11 protein-coding genes and 1 tRNA gene are annotated in these 18298 nt (G+C 53.0%); 5 read left to right on the forward strand and 7 right to left on the reverse strand.

Annotated features, from left to right (window positions below):
- The first annotated feature begins 196 nt into the window (after positions 1 to 196).
- The 5 genes from Pr1d_RS10240 to Pr1d_RS10260 all read left to right on the forward strand — a co-directional run bounded on the left by Pr1d_RS10240 (position 197) and on the right by Pr1d_RS10260 (position 8403).
- Positions 197 to 4192, forward strand: coding sequence for a choice-of-anchor Q domain-containing protein (locus tag Pr1d_RS10240; protein ID WP_148073438.1), 3996 nt, complete (start codon positions 197 to 199; stop codon positions 4190 to 4192).
- A 205-nt stretch (positions 4193 to 4397) separates the two neighbouring features.
- On the forward strand, positions 4398 to 4823 hold the full coding sequence (locus Pr1d_RS10245) for a J domain-containing protein (protein WP_148073439.1): 426 nt from the start codon (positions 4398 to 4400) through the stop codon (positions 4821 to 4823).
- A gap of 146 nt (positions 4824 to 4969) precedes the next feature.
- Entirely contained in the window at positions 4970 to 6037 is a 1068-nt protein-coding gene (gene lpxD / locus Pr1d_RS10250) for a UDP-3-O-(3-hydroxymyristoyl)glucosamine N-acyltransferase (RefSeq protein WP_148073440.1), read from the forward strand.
- Positions 6038 to 6091: 54 nt separating this feature from the next.
- Positions 6092 to 7000: an LpxI family protein gene (locus Pr1d_RS10255; protein ID WP_148073441.1), complete on the forward strand. Its 909-nt coding sequence runs from the start codon at positions 6092 to 6094 to the stop codon at positions 6998 to 7000.
- A gap of 431 nt (positions 7001 to 7431) precedes the next feature.
- Positions 7432 to 8403, forward strand: coding sequence for a sigma-54 interaction domain-containing protein (locus Pr1d_RS10260; RefSeq protein WP_148073442.1), 972 nt, complete (start codon positions 7432 to 7434; stop codon positions 8401 to 8403).
- A 95-nt stretch (positions 8404 to 8498) separates the two neighbouring features.
- On the opposite strand, the gene Pr1d_RS10265 is transcribed toward Pr1d_RS10260, so the two are convergent.
- The 7 genes from Pr1d_RS10265 to Pr1d_RS10295 form a co-directional block, all read right to left on the reverse strand.
- Complete coding sequence (locus Pr1d_RS10265) at positions 8499 to 8966, reverse strand: GNAT family N-acetyltransferase (protein WP_148073443.1); 468 nt, start codon at positions 8964 to 8966, stop codon at positions 8499 to 8501.
- Between the two features lie 63 nt (positions 8967 to 9029).
- Positions 9030 to 10340, reverse strand: a complete 1311-nt coding sequence (locus tag Pr1d_RS10270; RefSeq protein ID WP_238476678.1) for an ABC transporter permease — start codon at positions 10338 to 10340, stop codon at positions 9030 to 9032.
- A gap of 2 nt (positions 10341 to 10342) precedes the next feature.
- Positions 10343 to 11038 (reverse strand): ABC transporter ATP-binding protein, encoded by a 696-nt coding sequence (locus tag Pr1d_RS10275; RefSeq protein WP_210417949.1) that lies wholly within the window; start codon positions 11036 to 11038, stop codon positions 10343 to 10345.
- Positions 11039 to 11083: 45 nt separating this feature from the next.
- Complete coding sequence (locus Pr1d_RS10280) at positions 11084 to 12670, reverse strand: efflux RND transporter periplasmic adaptor subunit (RefSeq protein ID WP_148073445.1); 1587 nt, start codon at positions 12668 to 12670, stop codon at positions 11084 to 11086.
- A gap of 115 nt (positions 12671 to 12785) precedes the next feature.
- On the reverse strand, positions 12786 to 15596 hold the full coding sequence (locus Pr1d_RS26025) for a TolC family protein (protein ID WP_210417950.1): 2811 nt from the start codon (positions 15594 to 15596) through the stop codon (positions 12786 to 12788).
- Between the two features lie 233 nt (positions 15597 to 15829).
- A tRNA-Ser gene (locus Pr1d_RS10290) sits at positions 15830 to 15918 on the reverse strand.
- A gap of 119 nt (positions 15919 to 16037) precedes the next feature.
- A complete protein-coding gene (locus Pr1d_RS10295) occupies positions 16038 to 18254 on the reverse strand; it encodes a V-type H(+)-translocating pyrophosphatase (protein ID WP_238476679.1) in 2217 nt (738 codons plus the stop codon).
- Between the last annotated feature and the right edge of the window lie 44 nt (positions 18255 to 18298).

The raw sequence follows: 18298 nt of genomic DNA on the forward strand, positions 1-18298 counted from the left end.
TTGCTCTCTTCCTCCAGGCAAGTAGAGTCGTTCCCGTCATTCCGGCGAGAACCTGCCTTGTTGATTGTTGCATTCTGAGCAACACACAGCCCCCACTCATTCTTCCGATACCTCGGTACGCAGTATTTCATTCCCCTGCGACCATCATTTTATTTTTCATTTCTGTTATCTTCTTTTTCCCTCGGAGGAACTTCTCATGGCACTCTTTCAGAAGACCTGCCGCGCGCGGCAGACCAGCAGCTTCATTCGCTCCCCCTATGCGCGCTCACTGCACTGCGAACAACTAGAAGACCGTCGCCTGCTCGCTTTGCTCACCGTCACGACCGACCAGGACGTAGTTGACTTCAACGACGGCGTCACATCACTGCGCGAAGCAATCTTCGCAGTCAACACGGTCCCCGGCGCAGACGAAATCCAATTCGACTTCGGCCACGACGGACCCGCGACGATCCTGCTGACTCAGGGAGAACTGGAGATCACCGATTCGCTGACTATCACGGGGTCAGGGGCGGAGTTGTTGACGATTGATGCCCAGCAGCAGTCGCGGATTTTCAGTGTGAACGGTTTGGCCGGTGATGTGGCTTTCGTTGGCATGACAATGACGAATGGAAAAACTACTCTTGCCCAAGAAGGAGGCGGAGCGATTAGTGCCCTTCGGGGAATGAGAGTCTTTATCGATAACAGCATACTTCAAGACAACTCAACTTCAGGCTTTCGTTCCCGAGGTGGGGCAATTATTTCTAATAATGAGCTGCAGATTCGCGAAAGTATCATTAGCGGAAACTTTACTACTGGCTTAAATGCCAGTGGTGGAGGAATCTATGCCACTTCAATAACTCTGGTTGACTCACTTGTAGAAGGAAATCGCACCCACGGAAATGATGCTCGCGGCGGGGGTATAGCTTCTTTGAGCAGTAGTCAAAAAGAAACATTCTTTGAGAGAAGTCACATAATTAATAATGAGACTGTTGGAAATTTCTCACTAGGTGGTGGAATTGCCCACTGGATAGGCAATCTCACCATTCATGATTCTTTGATCTCTGGGAATAAGACATCGGGGGACCGTGCTTCAGGTGGTGGCGTTTACTTTGACCATGGAAGTCTGTCTATCAGTTCAAGCTCGATAATTGACAACAGTACAACTGGTACCCACTCCAGAGGCGGCGGTCTCTTCTCTCATGGAAGTCTAAATACAATCGAGTCGAGCACAATCAGTGGGAACAGCACTATTGCATCTGGAGGCGGCATCTATTCCCTAGGAAATCTAGATCTTTTTTATAGTGCTGTTTCCAATAACTCAGTTTATGGAATGTTTGTTTATGGTGGAGGTCTGGCACTTCATTCATTTTCAACTATTGTTAATAGTACGATAAGCGGCAACAAAGCCACAGGCCAATCTGCTGCTGGGGGTGGGATAGATGCCAGGGGTTCTCTTCAGATTAGCAATACGACTATCTCTGAGAATAAAGCGCAAGGATACAGCAGTCGGGGAGGCGGTGTTTTCGCTTCGTCTCTCACGCTTTCGCACAGTACAATCACTGGCAATCGAGTAGTTGGTGATGATTCTCGTGGAGGAGGTGTCGTGGGTATTCACACTTCGATTCAACATTCCATTATCGCCAACAACGAAGCAACTTATGCTGATTCTGATCTGCATTGGCCAACGCAATCACGCAACATCTCATTCAGTCTCATCGGCACCAACGCAGGAAACAATCTCACCGAAACCCCCATTGGTTCACCCGATGCCAACGGCAACCTCATCGGCGGCCCCATCCACGGTGTGATCGATCCCCTCCTCGGCCCGTTGGCCGATAATGGCGGCCCAACCCTGACCCACGCCCTCCTCCCCGGCAGCCCGGCCATCAATGCCGGCGAGCCTGCTTTAGTGGGCTGGGATGTCCCCGCCTTCGACCAACGCGGCGAACCATTTACTCGCGTCTTTGGCGGGCGGATAGACATCGGTGCCTTTGAGGCCCAGTCGTTTGTCGTCGACACACTCGTCGACGAAAGCGATGGCGACTATTCCCCAGGCGATTTCTCACTTCGCGAAGCCATTGAATTGGCTAATCAAATTGCAGGCGCGAACACGATCGAGTTTGATCCCCTCCTCACCGCCACCGCTGGACCATTACCCGCAACGATTCTTCTCACTATGGGCCAATTAGAGATCACCGATTCGCTCACGATCAACGGACCGGGGGCGGAGTTGCTGACCATTGATACGAGTGGTTTGCCAGGGAGCATCTTCGAAATTAACGATACGATCTCAGCAAATCTGATAGATACGAAGATTGCCGGCGTCACCCTTACTGGCGCTACCGATTCGGCGATTCATTTGAGCGAGAACTTGACTGTCAGTGAAACTGTTTTTCATAATAATCGCGCTACGCAAGGTGGGGCAATCCGGGTCGACAACTCTTCTCGTCGAATCCCTGGAATCAACTTGACTGTGCATGATTCTCTATTCGTCGACAATCACGCGGACGTAAACTCTAAAAGCCAAGGTGGCGCGATTTACTTCGTTCCGTGGGATGGAGAACTATCAATCAATACGAGTAGCTTTCACGAAAACTCGGCTGTTCTCCATGGTGGGGCAATCTATTCTGGCACGTTCACAAGCGTTTCTATTGAGCAGTCCAGCTTCGAAAATAATCAGGCCGACTATGGTGGGGGAATTAGTCTCGGAGGCAATAGCTTGCATTCGGCCACGATCAAAAACTCTAGCTTTCTCGGCAATATCGCTACATTATCGGGAGGAGGCATCTATTCCGGCAAGGACTTGACGATTGGCGATAGCAAGATTACCGGCAATCGTACACTCAAGGAGAATATTCTGTCTTTCGATAAACATGGTGGAGGTGGCTTATTGCAATTATACGGAAGATTAACGGTCGATAATTCTACGATCAGTGGCAACTCATCTAAAGGGGATGGTGGCGGCATAGGAGCTGGAGGGCACAGTTTTTTGACAAACACATCGATATTCAACAATGCCGCAATAGGTAAAGGAGGTGGGATCAACATTAGAAACGGGCTATTGGAACTTCAAACCACTGTCATAGTAGAAAACACTTCGGGACTACTGGGAGGAGGAGGCATCTATGCTGAAACCTCGTTACAAGGTACTTCTTCCATCCGAAACTCGACCATCAGCAACAATCTTACTCATGGTGATGGGGGCGGCATATCAGGAATAAATGTCTCTGTAGCCAATTCAACGATAAGTGGAAATAAGGCCTTCGGCTCAGGAGGGGGATTATTCATACACTTTGGATACCATCAAGAGCTAGCACACAGCACCGTCACGAACAACATCTCCGATGCCGATGGCGATGAAATTGGAAGTGGCGGTGGATTATTTAGCAAGAATCTCTATGAACTTAATCATTCGATTATTGCCGGAAATTTCGACAAGAGTAACACGGCAAGAGATGTGTATGGGATCGTCTCAGCGCAGTTCAGTATCATCGGCTTAGGCGCAGAATTCCTAGGCCCTCTTGCATACAATGGTGGGCCAACTTTGCCCGACGGAAGAATGATATTGACCCACGAGCTCCTGCCGGACAGTCCTGCGATTAATGCAGGGCTGTATATTTTGGTTCCCGGCCAGAATGGTCTCCCCGAGTTCGATCAACGCGGAGCCCCCTTCGCCCGGGTTGTCGGGAGCCGCATCGACATCGGTGCCTACGAATCACAACCCGCCGCAGGATCCCTCAACGGTGATTTCGATGCCGATGGCGACGTCGATGGTCGTGATTTTCTCAGTTGGCTGCGTGGCTACGGCAAGACGGGGGATGTACAGCAAAGTGACGGCGATGCCACGAGTAATCATGCTGTCGACGGCAATGATCTCGCAGTCTGGCAGGCAACGTACGGAGAGAATCAATTGGCTGTTAGCTCTCAGCAGTTAGCCAACGACGCGGCGATCGAATCCATTGCCAATCTCTCCGCTGGCCTGCCTGCATTGTTTGCTGATCGCCCAATTTCCGGGCCTGATGTGGTTCTCAAAGATGAATTTACAGTAGCTCCTATCCCAAGCTCACTGAAGAGCGAATCGAATCTGCAACGGTTGGTTCGAAATACTCAGCCTAGATATTCCTCGTGGAACTGTTCCCCCAGCGACGAAACTCAGACAACGGAATCAGTCGATCTAGCAGCGTTCGACGAAGTCTATGCAGCCTTGGTATGACACAGTGCTACCAATTGCATAGCAGATTCACAGTTCCTTTGGACACGACTTGAAGGCCAGCATTCCGACCTATTCCATGTTTTACCTTGGTTATCCGTGGCTCGATTTAGTCGCATCCTGACGCTACTTGTGATGGGCCATAGACAAATCTCCCCTCGTTGGGCAAATTAGAAGGACTAACTTCTTCCCAACAGCTCATTGGCCTATGTCCCACTTCGCTGCACTAATGCTGTCTGCCACGAGCACCACGCGGTGGCCTGACAGCATTGATGCCACGATCACGGCCAGTTATCTGGCAGTGATTCTGGGAATACCGATCTTGGGTTATGTGGTGATGGTTCTAGATTTCCGCCGCTGGCTCCGCTCACTGCGGCGTTCTCTGGTCATTGTCTCGAGAGCTGTGACAACAGTCCCCTACTGGGCTCTGCTTGAGAGACCTGCCTGTTTGCGAGCCTTCGATCTGAAAATGCCGTGCACTGAGGCGGAGGTGCTGGCCGCCTATCGCGAGAAAGCGAAAACGATGCATCCCGACCGTGGAGGGGATCTGAAGTCGTTCTTGCGACTGCAAAAAAACGTCGATAAGGCGCTCAAACTAGTGCGAGGCAATGAAGGTGATTCGAGCGGAAGCTAGTGAGCGAAAGTTCAAAGCCGGCTTGTCGTGCTAGCGTACGATCTGCTCTTGCTAGTAACGGCGAAAACTGACTACTATTCCAGCCCCTTGTTGTTGATTTGCCGACAGAGTAGCACGCGAGATAAACTCCAGGAAAGGATTCCAATATGCCGACCCCCTTGGCCGAATTGGCGCAGCTGGTGTCCGGTCAGCTCCGTGGCGTTGGCACCACGCCGATACACGGCTTTGCAACGCTCGACGTTGCCCAAGCTGGCGAGATCACTTTGGTCGACAATTCAGATCGGGCTGCAGCACTTGAGGATTCACCTGCTGTTGCAGCTATCGTCCCCGCCGTTTTCCCGGAGAGTACCAAACCAACGATCGTCGTCTCCGACGTCCATGCGGCTTTTGCCCAGATTGTTACTTACTTTCGGCCTCTGCGTAAGCGTAGCAATTGTGGGATGAGCCCCTCAGCCTGGATCAGTCCCACCGCACGTTTGGCAGGCGATGTGCAAATCCATCCGGGAGCTACCATTGGCGACGAGGTGATAATCGGTAGCGGATCGATAGTTCACTCGGGCGCACGGATCATGGCCGGTTGCGTCATCGGCAAAGGCACCACCCTATTTCCCAATGTCGTCCTCTACGAAGACACTCACGTGGGAGATCGAGTCATCCTTCACGCGGGTGCGGTTCTTGGTGCCTACGGGTTCGGCTATCGCGAAATTGATGGCCAGCACACCCTCGCCTCGCAACTCGGCAATGTGGTAATCGAAGATGACGTCGAAATCGGCGCCTGTGCCACCATCGACCGCGGGACCTACGGAGCCACCACCATTGGCGCGGGCACAAAAATTGACAATCTTGTCCAGATTGCCCATAACTGTCGCCTTGGCCAGCACAATCTTATTTGCAGTCAGGTAGGCATCGCAGGCAGCACCACCACGGGAGATCGTGTGGTGATGGCGGGCCAAGTCGGGGTGCGCGATCATGTCCACATTGGCGATGGGGCAGTACTCTGCTCCAAAGCTGGCGTTCCCAATAGCGTCTCCGCCGGCGAAGTGATGCTTGGTCAACCCGCAACTCCGTTGCGTCGACAGAAACTCCAAATGGCTGCCATCGCTAAGCTACCCGAAATGCGACGCGATTTCCGCCAACTGCAACACCAACTGGCCAAGCTACAAGAGCAACTCGTAGCGGACAACGAGGAGCAACTAGGCGAACAAGCCGCATAGAGTAGCACGACTCGGCGAGTCGTGCGACAATGGCCAGATTGCTTATCACTCAACATGCGATTATCCCTCAACAAGAAAGCCGACTCACTGAACGATTCGGATCGACCCATCGGCCTGCTGGCTGGTTGGGGTAGTTATCCGCGTGCCGTTGCTGAGGCATTGCAATCCCAAGGTCACCACGTTGCTGGCGTTGGAATTCACGATCACGCCGATCCTCGCCTGGCCGACCTTTGTCAACACTTCGACTGGATCGGATTGGGTGGCATTGGCCGCGCGATCCGCCTCTTCAAACGTTGGGGAGTCCGCGAGGCGATCATGGCCGGCAAGGTACATAAGGTACTTCTCTACCAACCAGGTTGGTGGCTCAAGCATCGTCCCGACTGGACATGCATCAAGGCATTTTCTCCGCAACTGATTTGGGGCAAGTCGGATCGCAAAGATGACACGCTACTTTCTACAATCGTCGAAGCCTTTGCCAGATACGGAATCGACTTCCAACCCACCACGAAATTTGCACCGGAGCTACTTGTGAAGTCCGGACATGTCGCAGGAAAACCGCTTACGAGCAAACAACTCAAAGATGTCTCATTCGGTTGGCAAATCGCCAAGACGATGGGAGGTCTCGACGTTGGTCAGACCATTTGCATCAAGAACCAAACCGTCATTGCCGTGGAGGCGATCGAAGGAACCGATCTTTGTATTCGCCGCGCCGGTGAATTGTGCGGTGGGGGTGGGATTACGGTCGTGAAAGTCGCTAAGCCCCACCAAGATATGCGATTTGACGTTCCCACCGTGGGAATCAAGACACTCGAGTCGATCGCTGCGGCGGGGGGAGGTGTCTTGGCCATCGAGTCCGAGAAAACAATCTTGCTCGAACGCCCCGAATTCTTACGATCAGCCCGCCGCATGGGCATCTCCGTAATCGCTCAGGCGGACGCAACTTTGGCCAGCGCGGCAGCTTGAATGTTGTCACTAGGGCAAACAGACAAGAGTGACCGATTCTGCGGCAATTCTTGATTGATACGGTTGTTCCTGTCAAAAGGTCTGGAGACCTTTCTCGGCAAGAATTCTAAGTGCTTAGACAAAAAGGGGTTACGTCTCTTGGAGCACTGACTTGCCAGCCCTGCTTCTTTCCTAACTAATTTCAATTCTCGGAAGAAAAATCTTTGTGCAATCGTCCTAATGAGCTTATAATGACGGGATGAGATCTGGGAGAGCGATATCTCCTGACTTCTCCTAAATAGTGTTCGAGTATCTACTTCCTCTAACGTTTCATGGGCTGGGTCGCCAGTGACTTGACTTTACAAACGGAATTTCTTTGCAAGAACAGCGGGGAAAATCCGTGGGGCAAATTCTGAGGCGGACGTCGCAAAACGTCTGTCCTGGAGCGAGAAATGGCAATTACGTATTCTTCTACTTCTTTGGAGTCTTTGGCTGCACTTTCGCCTGAGAATCCAGACAGCCTCCTCTTGGGGCAAGATCCTTCTATCAATCGCATTGCACATCACACCGAGCGCGCTGCGCAGGTGGAATGCACTGTCTTAATTACCGGTGAAACAGGTACTGGTAAAGAAGTCTGGGCGCGGATGCTACACCGCCTGGGCCCTAGAAGCCAAAAACCCTTCCTCCCTGTCAACTGCGCTGCACTGACGCCCACGTTGGCAGAGAGCCAACTGTTCGGTCATGAAAAGGGTGCGTTTACTGGCGCTGCTGGCGAAAGCTTAGGTGTCTTTCGTTCCGCTCACGGCGGCGTCGTATTTCTAGACGAAGTCGGCGACATGCCGCTGGAGCTTCAACCCAAATTGCTCCGCGTGTTGCAAGAGGGAGAGGTCACGCCGGTGGGTTCTTCGCGTCCCCAAAATGTCGACGTGCAAGTCGTCACAGCCACCAACCGAAACCTGGAACGCGACGTCGAAGAAGGCCGCTTCCGTGAAGATCTCTATTATCGACTCAACTTGGTCGAATTACGGATGCCACCTTTGCGAGACCGCGTCGAAGACATCCCTAGCTTTATTGACTACTTCTCCAAGAAGTACGCCGCGCGCTACGACCAGCCCGTCTGGGAGCCGAGTCCAGAAACGCTCCGCAAATTTTGCGAATATCGCTGGCCCGGCAACGTGCGGCAACTCGGCTACGTGATCGAACAGAGCTACGTCTTGCAGTGCGAACCAATACTGCCAGGCACGCCTGAAATCCCAGGTCGCAACCTGAACCTCCCCTTCACCAACTTGGGAAGACTTCGCGAGGTTGCCGTAGAACAAGCACTTCGAACGACCAGCGGTCACAAAGGCCGTGCCGCTGAACTTCTGGGTGTCCACCCCAACACGTTGACCCGAATTCTGGCCCAACTCGACGAAGGCGAATAACCCGCATCACTTTGTTAGCCGCGATGCGGATCCTCAGCGCAGCAGAGCGCGTCCTCTCTAATGCGTCTGCGTTGCCGCTCTCAGTTCCCGCGTCGCTATTGGACTCTGATCGCCATCCGATAATTGAGGAACTCCACACCGCGAAGTTCGACCGTTTGCGCTCGCACATTCACAAACCCACTTGCCTCAAAGAACGGCTTCGCCGTGATACTCGCCTCGGTAATGATTTCGGAGAGACTGGACTCGCTCGCATCAGCCTTCAGTTTTGCCAGCAACGCCTTCGCAATCCCTTGCCGCTGGTGTTGAGATGAAACGAAAAGGCGATCCAAATATCCCTCGGTAGTCATATCCGCGAATCCGACAATTTGGTCATCCAAGTACGCAACATAGGCAAATCGCCCGACGAACCGCTGCTGCCACTGCTGAAACTCGATCTCCTCTGACGCCCAAGCACTAATTTGGACTGGATCGTAATCCGCAGAATTAATCTCACGGACGGTATGCAGAAATAGATCGAACAACGCAACCGCGTCATTCGGATTGTAGTGACGTAGTACCAGCATCACATAAAACTTCTTGTTAGCGGCGTCTACGGAGCGCCAGCATAGCAGAGCGCGTTCCTCCGCTCACTCATGCCGCAGCGCTTCAATTGGATCCAGTTGCGCTGCCCGCAACGCCGGATAGACGCCGAACACGATTCCGACTCCTAGCGAGATCACAAACGCCAGTGGTATCGACCAGCTCACCAATTGGGGCTCCATCGTGCGGATCAAATCTGGCAAAGTTGACATTTGCTCAGGAAACCAACGCTCCAATTGGTCACGCATAAAGAGCGTCAGCGGTCGGCAGAAAAGTCCGCCGATCACGCCTGAAAGACCTCCTGCCAACGAGAGTACGGTGCTCTCGATCAGGAACTGGCGCGTGATATCCTGTCGCTTGGCCCCCAGCGCACGGCGGATGCCGATTTCATGGGTTCGCTCGGTCACCGTGGCAAGCATGATATTCATGATGCCGATGCCACCCACGATCAGTGAAATTGCTGCGATCAAACCGAGAAAAAGTATAAACATTAAGCGGGTTGTTTCTGCCTGTTGTAACAGTTCCAGTGGTACTGTCACGCCATAGTCAGCAAACGTATGTTCATTCTCGATGGTTGTGCGGACCAGATCGGCTGTTCTTAGCACGTCGTCTCGATTCTCGACCTGTAAGGTAATTTGGGAGACCTCCACCCAATCGCGTTGGAACTGGCCCGGTTTGGTGACAACGATCATGTCGCCGATTCGCCGCCAAAGGGTTGTGATCGGCACATACACATCGCGCGAATAATCTTCCGCCGCCAATGAACCGCCGATTCCCGCTGATGGCGCCCGTGGTTTCATGACTCCCACCACGGTGTAGAACTGATCGTCGACCATGATATCGTTGCCAACTGCATTGCCGGAAGGGAACAAACGGTCGGCGGACTCGTGTGACAAGGCACAATAGTTGCGTTCCCGATCGAGATCCGCATCAGAAAGAAATCGCCCATGATCGAGTCTCAATCGTGTGACTTCAGCATAGTCGGGGGTGCAGCCCACCAGCCTCCCCTCAAAACTGCGGGTATGGTTGCGGAACTCCTGCGCTAACACCCGGATTGGCAAGGCTTTGGTGATCGTGGGAATCGTTGCCACAAGTCGAACATAGTCACTGCGGGTGAGGCCGTAGCTGCCGTCCTCAACATCGTCGGTCGAGGGTTTGACGGTACGCACGATGATGTTTAGGGCTCCCAAACTGGCGATTTGCTCTTGTGCCGCCTTGCCGATTCCCTCCCCCATTGCGAGCAACCAAATAACGCTCGCCACGCCGATGAAGATACCCAGCACGGTCAATGCCGATCGCAGCGGATGCAAAAGTACGCTTTTGATGCTGAGCTGAATTGTCCGCCACCACATCGACATGACTAGCGCCTCTCATCCGATTGCAGCTCACCATCGTGCAGCACGATCGTCCGCCGGGTCAACTCGGCGACGTCGGGCTCGTGGGTCACCATGATAATAGTGCGGCCTTCGTCGTTGAGACGCTGCAGCAGATCGAGAATCTCCTCGGTCGTTTTGGAATCAAGATTCCCCGTCGGCTCGTCAGCCAGAATGAATTTGGGATCATTCACCAAACTGCGGGCAATCGCGACGCGTTGCTGTTGTCCACCGGAGAGCTGCGCAGGCCTGTGTCCCAAGCGAGACTCCAGCCCCACCATGTGGGCTAGTTCCAATGACCTGGCCCGTGTCTCGGCATTGAGTTGCCCACCGTAATAGAGTGGCACCTCGATATTCTCGACTACGGAGAGGGCCGGGAGCAAATTATAGGATTGAAACACAAAACCGATCCGGCGGGCGCGAGTCTCGGCCAGTTGATCGTCATTCATTTTCGCAACATCGTCACCGCCGAGCAAGAAGTTGCCTGAAGTAGGACGGTCGAGACAACCTAGTAAATTCAGGAGCGTACTCTTCCCTGATCCTGATGGCCCCATGATCGAGACGAAGTCCCCCTCGGGAACGTCGAACGATACGCCCCGCAAGGCGTGGACCGTTTCGCCGCTGAGCACATAGTCTTTGCGGAGCGAGGAGATACTGGCAGCGAGTGAATTTCCCGCGAACACGGTGGGCAAACCTGGGAGGGGTGAATTACGAAGGCGAGGGTTGAATCAACTTCCCGCGGAGGGTGTGGTTTTGGTCTCAGGCTGGGATTCGCTGGAGTCCGTCGCCAAGGTTTCGTCGGATTCAACCGGCGGACCTTGGGCAACAGCCCGTTGTTCGCGCTCAGGCGCGATCTTCGGCAATGCCACCTGCTCCAGATATCTGCGAGGATTCATGGCGACTTGCTCCCCTTCATCTAATCCCTGTTCGATCACGTAAAACTTATCGTTGGTGGGACCACAGACCACAGGACGCACTTGCCATTTGCCCCCATCAAAAGTAAAGCAGTAATTCTTGTCGCCGTGGGCATAAACCGATTGCACTGGGACCTGTAAGGCATCGTCGATTTCCTTACATTTAATCGTGACAGATGCCGTCATTCCAGACCTCAATCCAGTTTGTGGCGACAATATTTCGACCGTGGCTTTGTAGTCTTTGACGTTTGCCTTACGCCAGCCTGTGGGTTCCGCAAACTGGTTGATCTTTTTCACTTCCCCCTTCAGGACACGGTCTCCAAATCCGACAGGAGTGATCCGGGCAGGCATTCCAACTTCCATGAATTGAATGAGCGATTCGTTAATTGTCAGCTCAACCTCCATCGAGTCGGGAATCGGCAGATTGATAATCGTTTGTCGTTCACGAATGATGGCACCTTCTTGGACAATAAACGAGCTATCGCCACCGCGATCCCGCTCGTGAGCATAAACCACTGTCCCTTCGCGTGGCGAAATGATCGTGCACTTAGCAATCTGGTCCTGGACATCTGCTAACTTGGTCACCTCCAGATCGAAGCTATTTTGGGCAGAGTCCCATTTGGCTTCATTCGTGGCGATGTCACTCTCGAGTTGTTTGACCATCTTGGCCTTGGTGAACTCGTCGATTACGTTTAGCTTGGTTTTGGCAGCGTCTAGTTCCTTTTGCGATTTTTCGACTGCAAACCGATCCGCCTCAAGTTGCAGATCGTTGACATACCCCTTGGTAGCCAGTTTCTTGCTGTAAGCAAAGTACTCTCGCGCACGATTAAGATTCTCTTCCGCGACGAATACTTCGCTTTCGATGACCTGACGTTCCTGGACATAAGTCCCTTCCAGGTATTCACGCAAGGCAATCACGGAAGTCTCGTAGAGGTTCTTGGCCTCGACCAATGCTGCTTTGGCTGTGTTGTAGTTGATTTTCTGGACGGTTAGCTCTTCCTGGAGAATCGAAGAATCGAGTTCCACCAGAAAATCGCCTTCCTTGACTTGGGTACCCTCGGGAACAATTTTCAAAATTGCAATACCGGCTGCATTCTTGGCTTTGACTTCTGATTTGACCTCTGTGACTCCCCCTGCTTTGATCTCACCCCGTTCGGTGATATCCAGAGTAAAGTTGCGTCGATCGACATTGTGGAGAATCGCATCCGTCGTTGCCTCTTGAACACCGTGTACCTTCCACCACCAAGTTCCTCCAGCTCCAGCCGCTCCCAGCAACAAAACAAATAAGAACAGGAAAGGAATGCCACCTTGACGAATGGGATTGGAAAGTGGTTCCGCTGATAGTCGTCCCGTCGTTTGTCGAGTAGTCGGTAATTTGACATGCGAGAACATGTATCTCATGTGTCACCAAACCTATTGCAGAAGTTATCGGAAGGGAATCTCTGGCGGGGGAAAGGCGAAGGGCCTGCGCACTGGAGCTTTCATTATAGAGGTGGCCGGGCCTGAAAACAGGGCACTATCGTGGAATTGATTCTTGGACGTTGGGAATGGGTAACGGCTCCACGTGGGGATATCCACTTTCCTCGCTGATTTCTTCGGAAAGTGGCTCGACGGGTGGCAGACTTTCCCCATCCATCGACTCAAAAGTCCCAAACCACTCATTCCCCTCAGCAGCTAATCCCATATCCGTGGTATTGCACGGCAAGCCGATTAAATAGGTCTCCAGCGGCACTGGATTCTCTATCCGCAAGCCGGAAGAATCGACTTCCATCACCCCCAGATCGAGTTCGAGGTTGAGTCGCTGAACTTCGTAATTGATCCAGACACTTAAGAAATCGTTCTGCACGTTCAAGAGGTCTCCCAAGGCCTGAACCAAGTCTCGCGCAGTTGTATTCGCAAACTCAGCGGTTTCGCCCGGCTTGGGAGGTTCAGAGAGTCGCAATTGGGTCAACTCTACCTGCGAGATGGCAACATGGACCGCCGCCCGGCGAAGCTCAAAATTGAGTTCGTTCAAATGGATCTGACGTAGGATATTTCTCAGATTCAGATAGACACCATCGCGATACTGGTAATAACTTCGCCGTGCCTGCTGGTACTCGATCAGCGACTGACGATAGATATTGCGTTCTGCGAGTCTCGTGAGCGGGCTGTCGAATTGAAATCCAGCACGTAGCCTCCCATTCGTACCGCGCAAACGAAATGGGTTGTCTCCGACATTGGAAAGGTCACCGCTAAAAAACACATTCAGATCGCTTCTCAAATCGTTGGCATTGAAATAGATGAGTCGCCAAGAATCCACCAGATTGGCCCGCGCATTCTTCCAGTCAAGTCGATATTCAGCTGCGATCGCAAGTGCCTGCTCCATCGTGAGTTCAACTGGTTCGAAGCTGATCGTTTCCAGTCGGGCACCCGCTTGGGCTAGAGAGAGTTCTAAGAGTTGGCTCGACAACTCCGTAAGAACATTCGAAAACTGCACCAGCATTTCTCGATCCACGGGGCGATCTTCTTCGACAAACTTGGCCAAATCATCGCTGACCTTTAGGAGTCGTGCTTCCAGATCGTCCAAATCTTCGACCTGCTTCGTTACGCGTTCGTCGAGTTTCTTGACACTGAACATATCGATCTCGACACTGGCTTCCACCAATTCCGGTCGAGTCGCTAGCCGTTCTAGAGCCTGACGACGTTCGGGAAGGATCTCGGAGAGCTTGGCAAAGTCCTCTCGAACAACTGCCAGACGCTCGGTGGTAGTTTTTTCGATGTGGCGAATCTCTTCCATGATAGGCACCAATCGTGCCTCAAGTTTGGCTGCGGTATCGTTGGCCGGATCATCGAAAAGATTGGGAACCACGAGTTCTTCGTCGGGATCAGCGGCGATCAATTCAGGGGCGTCCCGCAAGAGTCGCAATTCGTCGAGCACTTCGCTCACACGACCTCGTAGCGTTTCTAATTCGGGATCTAACAACCTAAGGTGATCGATCATGGGATCATCAATCTTTACCCTGAGCTCTGGGGGTAATCCGAGTCCCGTAAGGAAACTCTCCAAGAATGACTGGTATTGTGTTTGTCCAGTTAGCAATTGGCTTTGGGCATTGAAGAGAGCCTGGCGAGCAAGGTCCACTTGAAATCGATCAATCCGACCCGCTTCGTAGGTGGCTTCCAACTGGCGCACACTGTCGTTGAGTGATACGGCATTGGCGTATTGATTGCTCAGGACCTGTTCGTTCTGCAACAACCCCAAGTAGCCACCAGATCCTTGTGCACCCGCACCCCCAGTAAATCCACCTCCTCCGCCTCCGCCGCCAAATCCACCGCCGACGCGACCGAATCCGCCACCACCAACACCCGTAAATCCTTGAAGTCCACTCCCACCAAAAAACCCACCACGACGTGACGGACCTTGCCCTGGATCACCGCCCGTGACGACGCTTACATAGAAAGCTTTGCGAAATCGAGCCATCTCCCGGACATTTCCCAGCAAGTTCCGCTCGGAAATCGTGAGACGCTCCAACACCCTGGTTCGTCCCCCGGCGCGGAGCAGTGGCTGCACAAAAGTGAAGTCTAGCAGGGTATTCCCGGAATAGTCATCGTTGCCTGCAAACTGCCAGACGAGAGAATTGGCAAGCCCCGCCACCAACTGGCCTCCGGTGGCTGTAAGTCGTTCGACATGCAAGCTGTTTCCTGGCCTAAGTGGAGACACCTCAAAGATTGTTGATGGACTGCCTGTCCCAGATCGCCTTTCACCGTCAGCTGTGATAAACACGCTCGACCCTTGAAAGAATTGGCAATCAAACCGAAACCGTTCGAAACTCACGTCCAGAGCCGAGAGATAGAGTTCCTCTATTTCCGATTGGTAGCGGGGTGAATCGATGAGCGCCATTTCCACCGCTCCCTTCAGATCCAAGACAACTTGTCCTTCTTCATTGGTTGGTACCGATTCGAGCCAGCCGGGATTTTCCACGAATAGCGTTTTCGGCAGCCGCTTCCATTTCGGTGATCCTTTTTTGCCATCAATACACTGCATGAGCAGATTGGCCGTAGGGTCATCCGGGGGCATGGGTTCATTATCAGGATTATTCGGATCGAACATCCGAGAACGAGGATCGGCATAAACGCCGTAGTGGGGGGGCAAGAGACCAGCCATGGCCGATTTTTCATCTTCTAAACAGTAGGCATCCCGATCTGCCATCTGCCGATACTTCGAAGGCTTGCATCCTGGAAACACGATTACTGATATCAGAAGTCCGACCGTGAGCGCGCACCACGAAACGGGGCCGATCTGCGATCGGCGACGTTCTCGCTGGATTATCTCAGCGGATCTGAAATGCATGGCTAGTAAAGAGCGAAAAGTGGGCGATTGGAACTGCACCCAATCGACTTGGGAAAAGCGTGAGCGAGAGACTTCGCAAACTGCGCAGAGCGGCAGTCAGACGATGGCGTATCGCTATAAGAGAGTTCGGAACGCGTGGCGGAGCGACTTCAAAGAAAGGCAGAATTACAGCCTTGCTAGCAGGTAGACAAATGCTAGCGTAGGGTGGGCAGTGCCCACCCTTTGGCAGAAAGCGGAGAGGACAGGATTTGAACCTGCGGACCAGCGTAAACCGGTCACCGATTTAGCAAACCGGCGCATTCGACCACTCTGCCACCTCTCCCGATGGCCTATCCGCAAAGCGGAAAGTCTCTATTTATTCTATGAGTTTGGCCCAATACTGCAAGGCCGGCAGGCTGGGTTTGCCGAGTCGAATTTGAGAGGATTAGCTGCAAAAACAGATCAACCAAAATGAAATGCATAGAGCACAGGGGCAATAATCATTGCCACCACGCTGATCAGTTTGATGAGAATGTTCAGCGAGGGACCAGCGGTGTCTTTGAACGGATCGCCCACAGTATCGCCAGTGACCGTTGCCTTGTGCATCTCATCATGTTCATGACCCCATTTTTCGTGGCCCTCATCTTTGACCTGTTTCTTGGCATTGTCCCAGGCTCCGCCTGAATTCGACAAGAAAATGGCGAGACATACGCCTGAAATCGTGACTCCCACGAGCAGTCCACCGAGCATGTCCGGCGAGATAAAACCGATAACGATCGGAGCCAGCACAGCCATAATGCCGGGGGCCATCATTTTCTTGATGGCGGCCCCGGTGGCAATCTCGACACAATGGGAATAGTCTGCTTTGCCATCGGCAGCGCGAATAATCTTGGCCTCTTCGGGAGTTGGATCGCGCTCTTCGCTTTCTGCACGATTAGCTGCAGCGAGTGCCGGGCGAAGTTCGGGAATCTCGTTGAATTGGCGGCGAACTTCCTGAATCATGTCCTGAGCAGCGTTTCCAACGGCGAGCATTGCCATCGCGGAAAACCGAAACGGCAGCATGCAACCGATCAACAACCCCACCAACACGTAGGGGTTCGCGGCATCGATGTTGACCTCGCCTTGCATCTTCGTGAGAAACGCGGCGGTGAGACTCAATGCCGTCAACGCAGCCGAGCCGATGGCAAAACCCTTGCCGATGGCAGCGGTAGTATTGCCTACCGCATCGAGCTTGTCGGTGCGGGCACGCACGTCACGTCCCAGTCGAGACATCTCGGCGACGCCGCCAGCGTTATCAGCAATCGGGCCATAAGCGTCGGTCGCCAATTGAATCGCGATCGTGGAAAGCATCCCCAGGGCGGCCATCGCGATTCCATAGAGACCTGCAAAATGGAAAGCGATCAGAATTGCACCGCTGATAACCAGCACGGGAAGCGTCGTCGAGTTCATGCCAACGGCGATCCCTTGAATAATGGTCGTTGCATGGCCAGTTCGCGAGGAATTGACGATCGTCTCGACGGGCGAGCGCTCTGTGGCGGTGTACCATTCGGTTATCATCCCAATCACAATACCCGAAATCAAGCCAGAAATAACCGCCGCGGCGATACCCCACCATTGGTAAGTTCTCTCGCCAGAGATGATGTCGATCACGGTGACGCCGGCGGCCGGCACCATCATTTTGATGGCCCCAATCATGCCGATCACCATGAGAATCCCTGCTGCAAAAGTTCCCCGATTGAGCCCTTTTTGGGGATCCCCACCTTCTTTCGTCGTGACAAAGAAGAAACCCAAGATCGAAGCAATAACTCCAATGACAGCCACCAAGAGAGGTAGCAAAATTGCGTTGAGTCCTGCCCCTTCCTTTGCAGCTTCTAAACCCACAAACCAAGCCGAACCCAAGATCATCGAGGAGACAATGGCACCAATATAAGATTCAAAAAGGTCGGCCCCCATCCCGGCCACGTCTCCGACGTTGTCGCCCACATTGTCGGCAATGGTTGCTGGATTGAGGGGATGATCCTCAGGGATGCCCTCTTCAACTTTGCCTACAAGGTCTGCACCGACATCTGCAGCCTTGGTAAAGATGCCACCACCTACTCGAGCAAATAAGGCAATTGAAGAAGCACCCAGCGAAAAACCGGAGAGCAAATTCAACACCAGCATCGTAGGATCACCGCCATGAACCGCCTCGGGGTACATGCGGAGAAAGAGGATCAACAGAGAGCCGAGCCCCAACAGTGCCAGCCCTACTACGGACAGTCCCATCACCGAACCACCGGCGAACGCTACTTGCAACGCTTCGTTCAAGCCAGTTCGGGCAGCAGCAGCCGTGCGCATATTGGCGGCTGTGGCCGACTTCATCCCAATGTAGCCAGCCAGAGCCGAACAGAATGCTCCTAGGACAAATGACAAGGAAATGAGCCCGTTGGTATTCTGGGACTCCCCCACCTGAGCATTGGAAAAACCCAATAGAATCGCCACCAGGATTACAAAGATAGCAAGACTCTTATATTCACGAGACAGGAACGCCATCGCTCCATCAGAAATCCATTTCCCGATCACCTGCATACGTTCGGTGCCTGGATCCTGCGATAGGACCCAACGGATGCGGATCAATCCATAGATCAACGCACAAATGGCCACGCCGGGAACCATATAGACAATTGCATTTGTAGACACGACATCAATCCTTAGGTGTTCTCGACCAGACCGCCATTGCTGGG

It is taken from the genome of Bythopirellula goksoeyrii (assembly GCF_008065115.1).
GTDB lineage: Bacteria > Planctomycetota > Planctomycetia > Pirellulales > Lacipirellulaceae > Bythopirellula > Bythopirellula goksoeyrii.

Bases quoted from the DNA above. Each gene is read 5' to 3' on its own strand.
- Pr1d_RS10240 (WP_148073438.1), top strand. From the start codon at position 197: ATGGCACTCTTTCAGAAGACCTGCCGCGCGCGGCAGACCAGCAGCTTC.
- Pr1d_RS10245 (WP_148073439.1), top strand. From the start codon at position 4,398: ATGTCCCACTTCGCTGCACTAATGCTGTCTGCCACGAGCACCACGCGG.
- lpxD (WP_148073440.1), top strand. From the start codon at position 4,970: ATGCCGACCCCCTTGGCCGAATTGGCGCAGCTGGTGTCCGGTCAGCTC.
- Pr1d_RS10255 (WP_148073441.1), top strand. From the start codon at position 6,092: ATGCGATTATCCCTCAACAAGAAAGCCGACTCACTGAACGATTCGGAT.
- Pr1d_RS10260 (WP_148073442.1), top strand. From the start codon at position 7,432: ATGGCAATTACGTATTCTTCTACTTCTTTGGAGTCTTTGGCTGCACTT.
- Pr1d_RS10265 (WP_148073443.1), bottom strand. From the start codon at position 8,966: ATGCTGGTACTACGTCACTACAATCCGAATGACGCGGTTGCGTTGTTC.
- Pr1d_RS10270 (WP_238476678.1), bottom strand. From the start codon at position 10,340: ATGTCGATGTGGTGGCGGACAATTCAGCTCAGCATCAAAAGCGTACTT.
- Pr1d_RS10280 (WP_148073445.1), bottom strand. From the start codon at position 12,670: ATGAGATACATGTTCTCGCATGTCAAATTACCGACTACTCGACAAACG.
- Pr1d_RS26025 (WP_210417950.1), bottom strand. From the start codon at position 15,596: ATGCATTTCAGATCCGCTGAGATAATCCAGCGAGAACGTCGCCGATCG.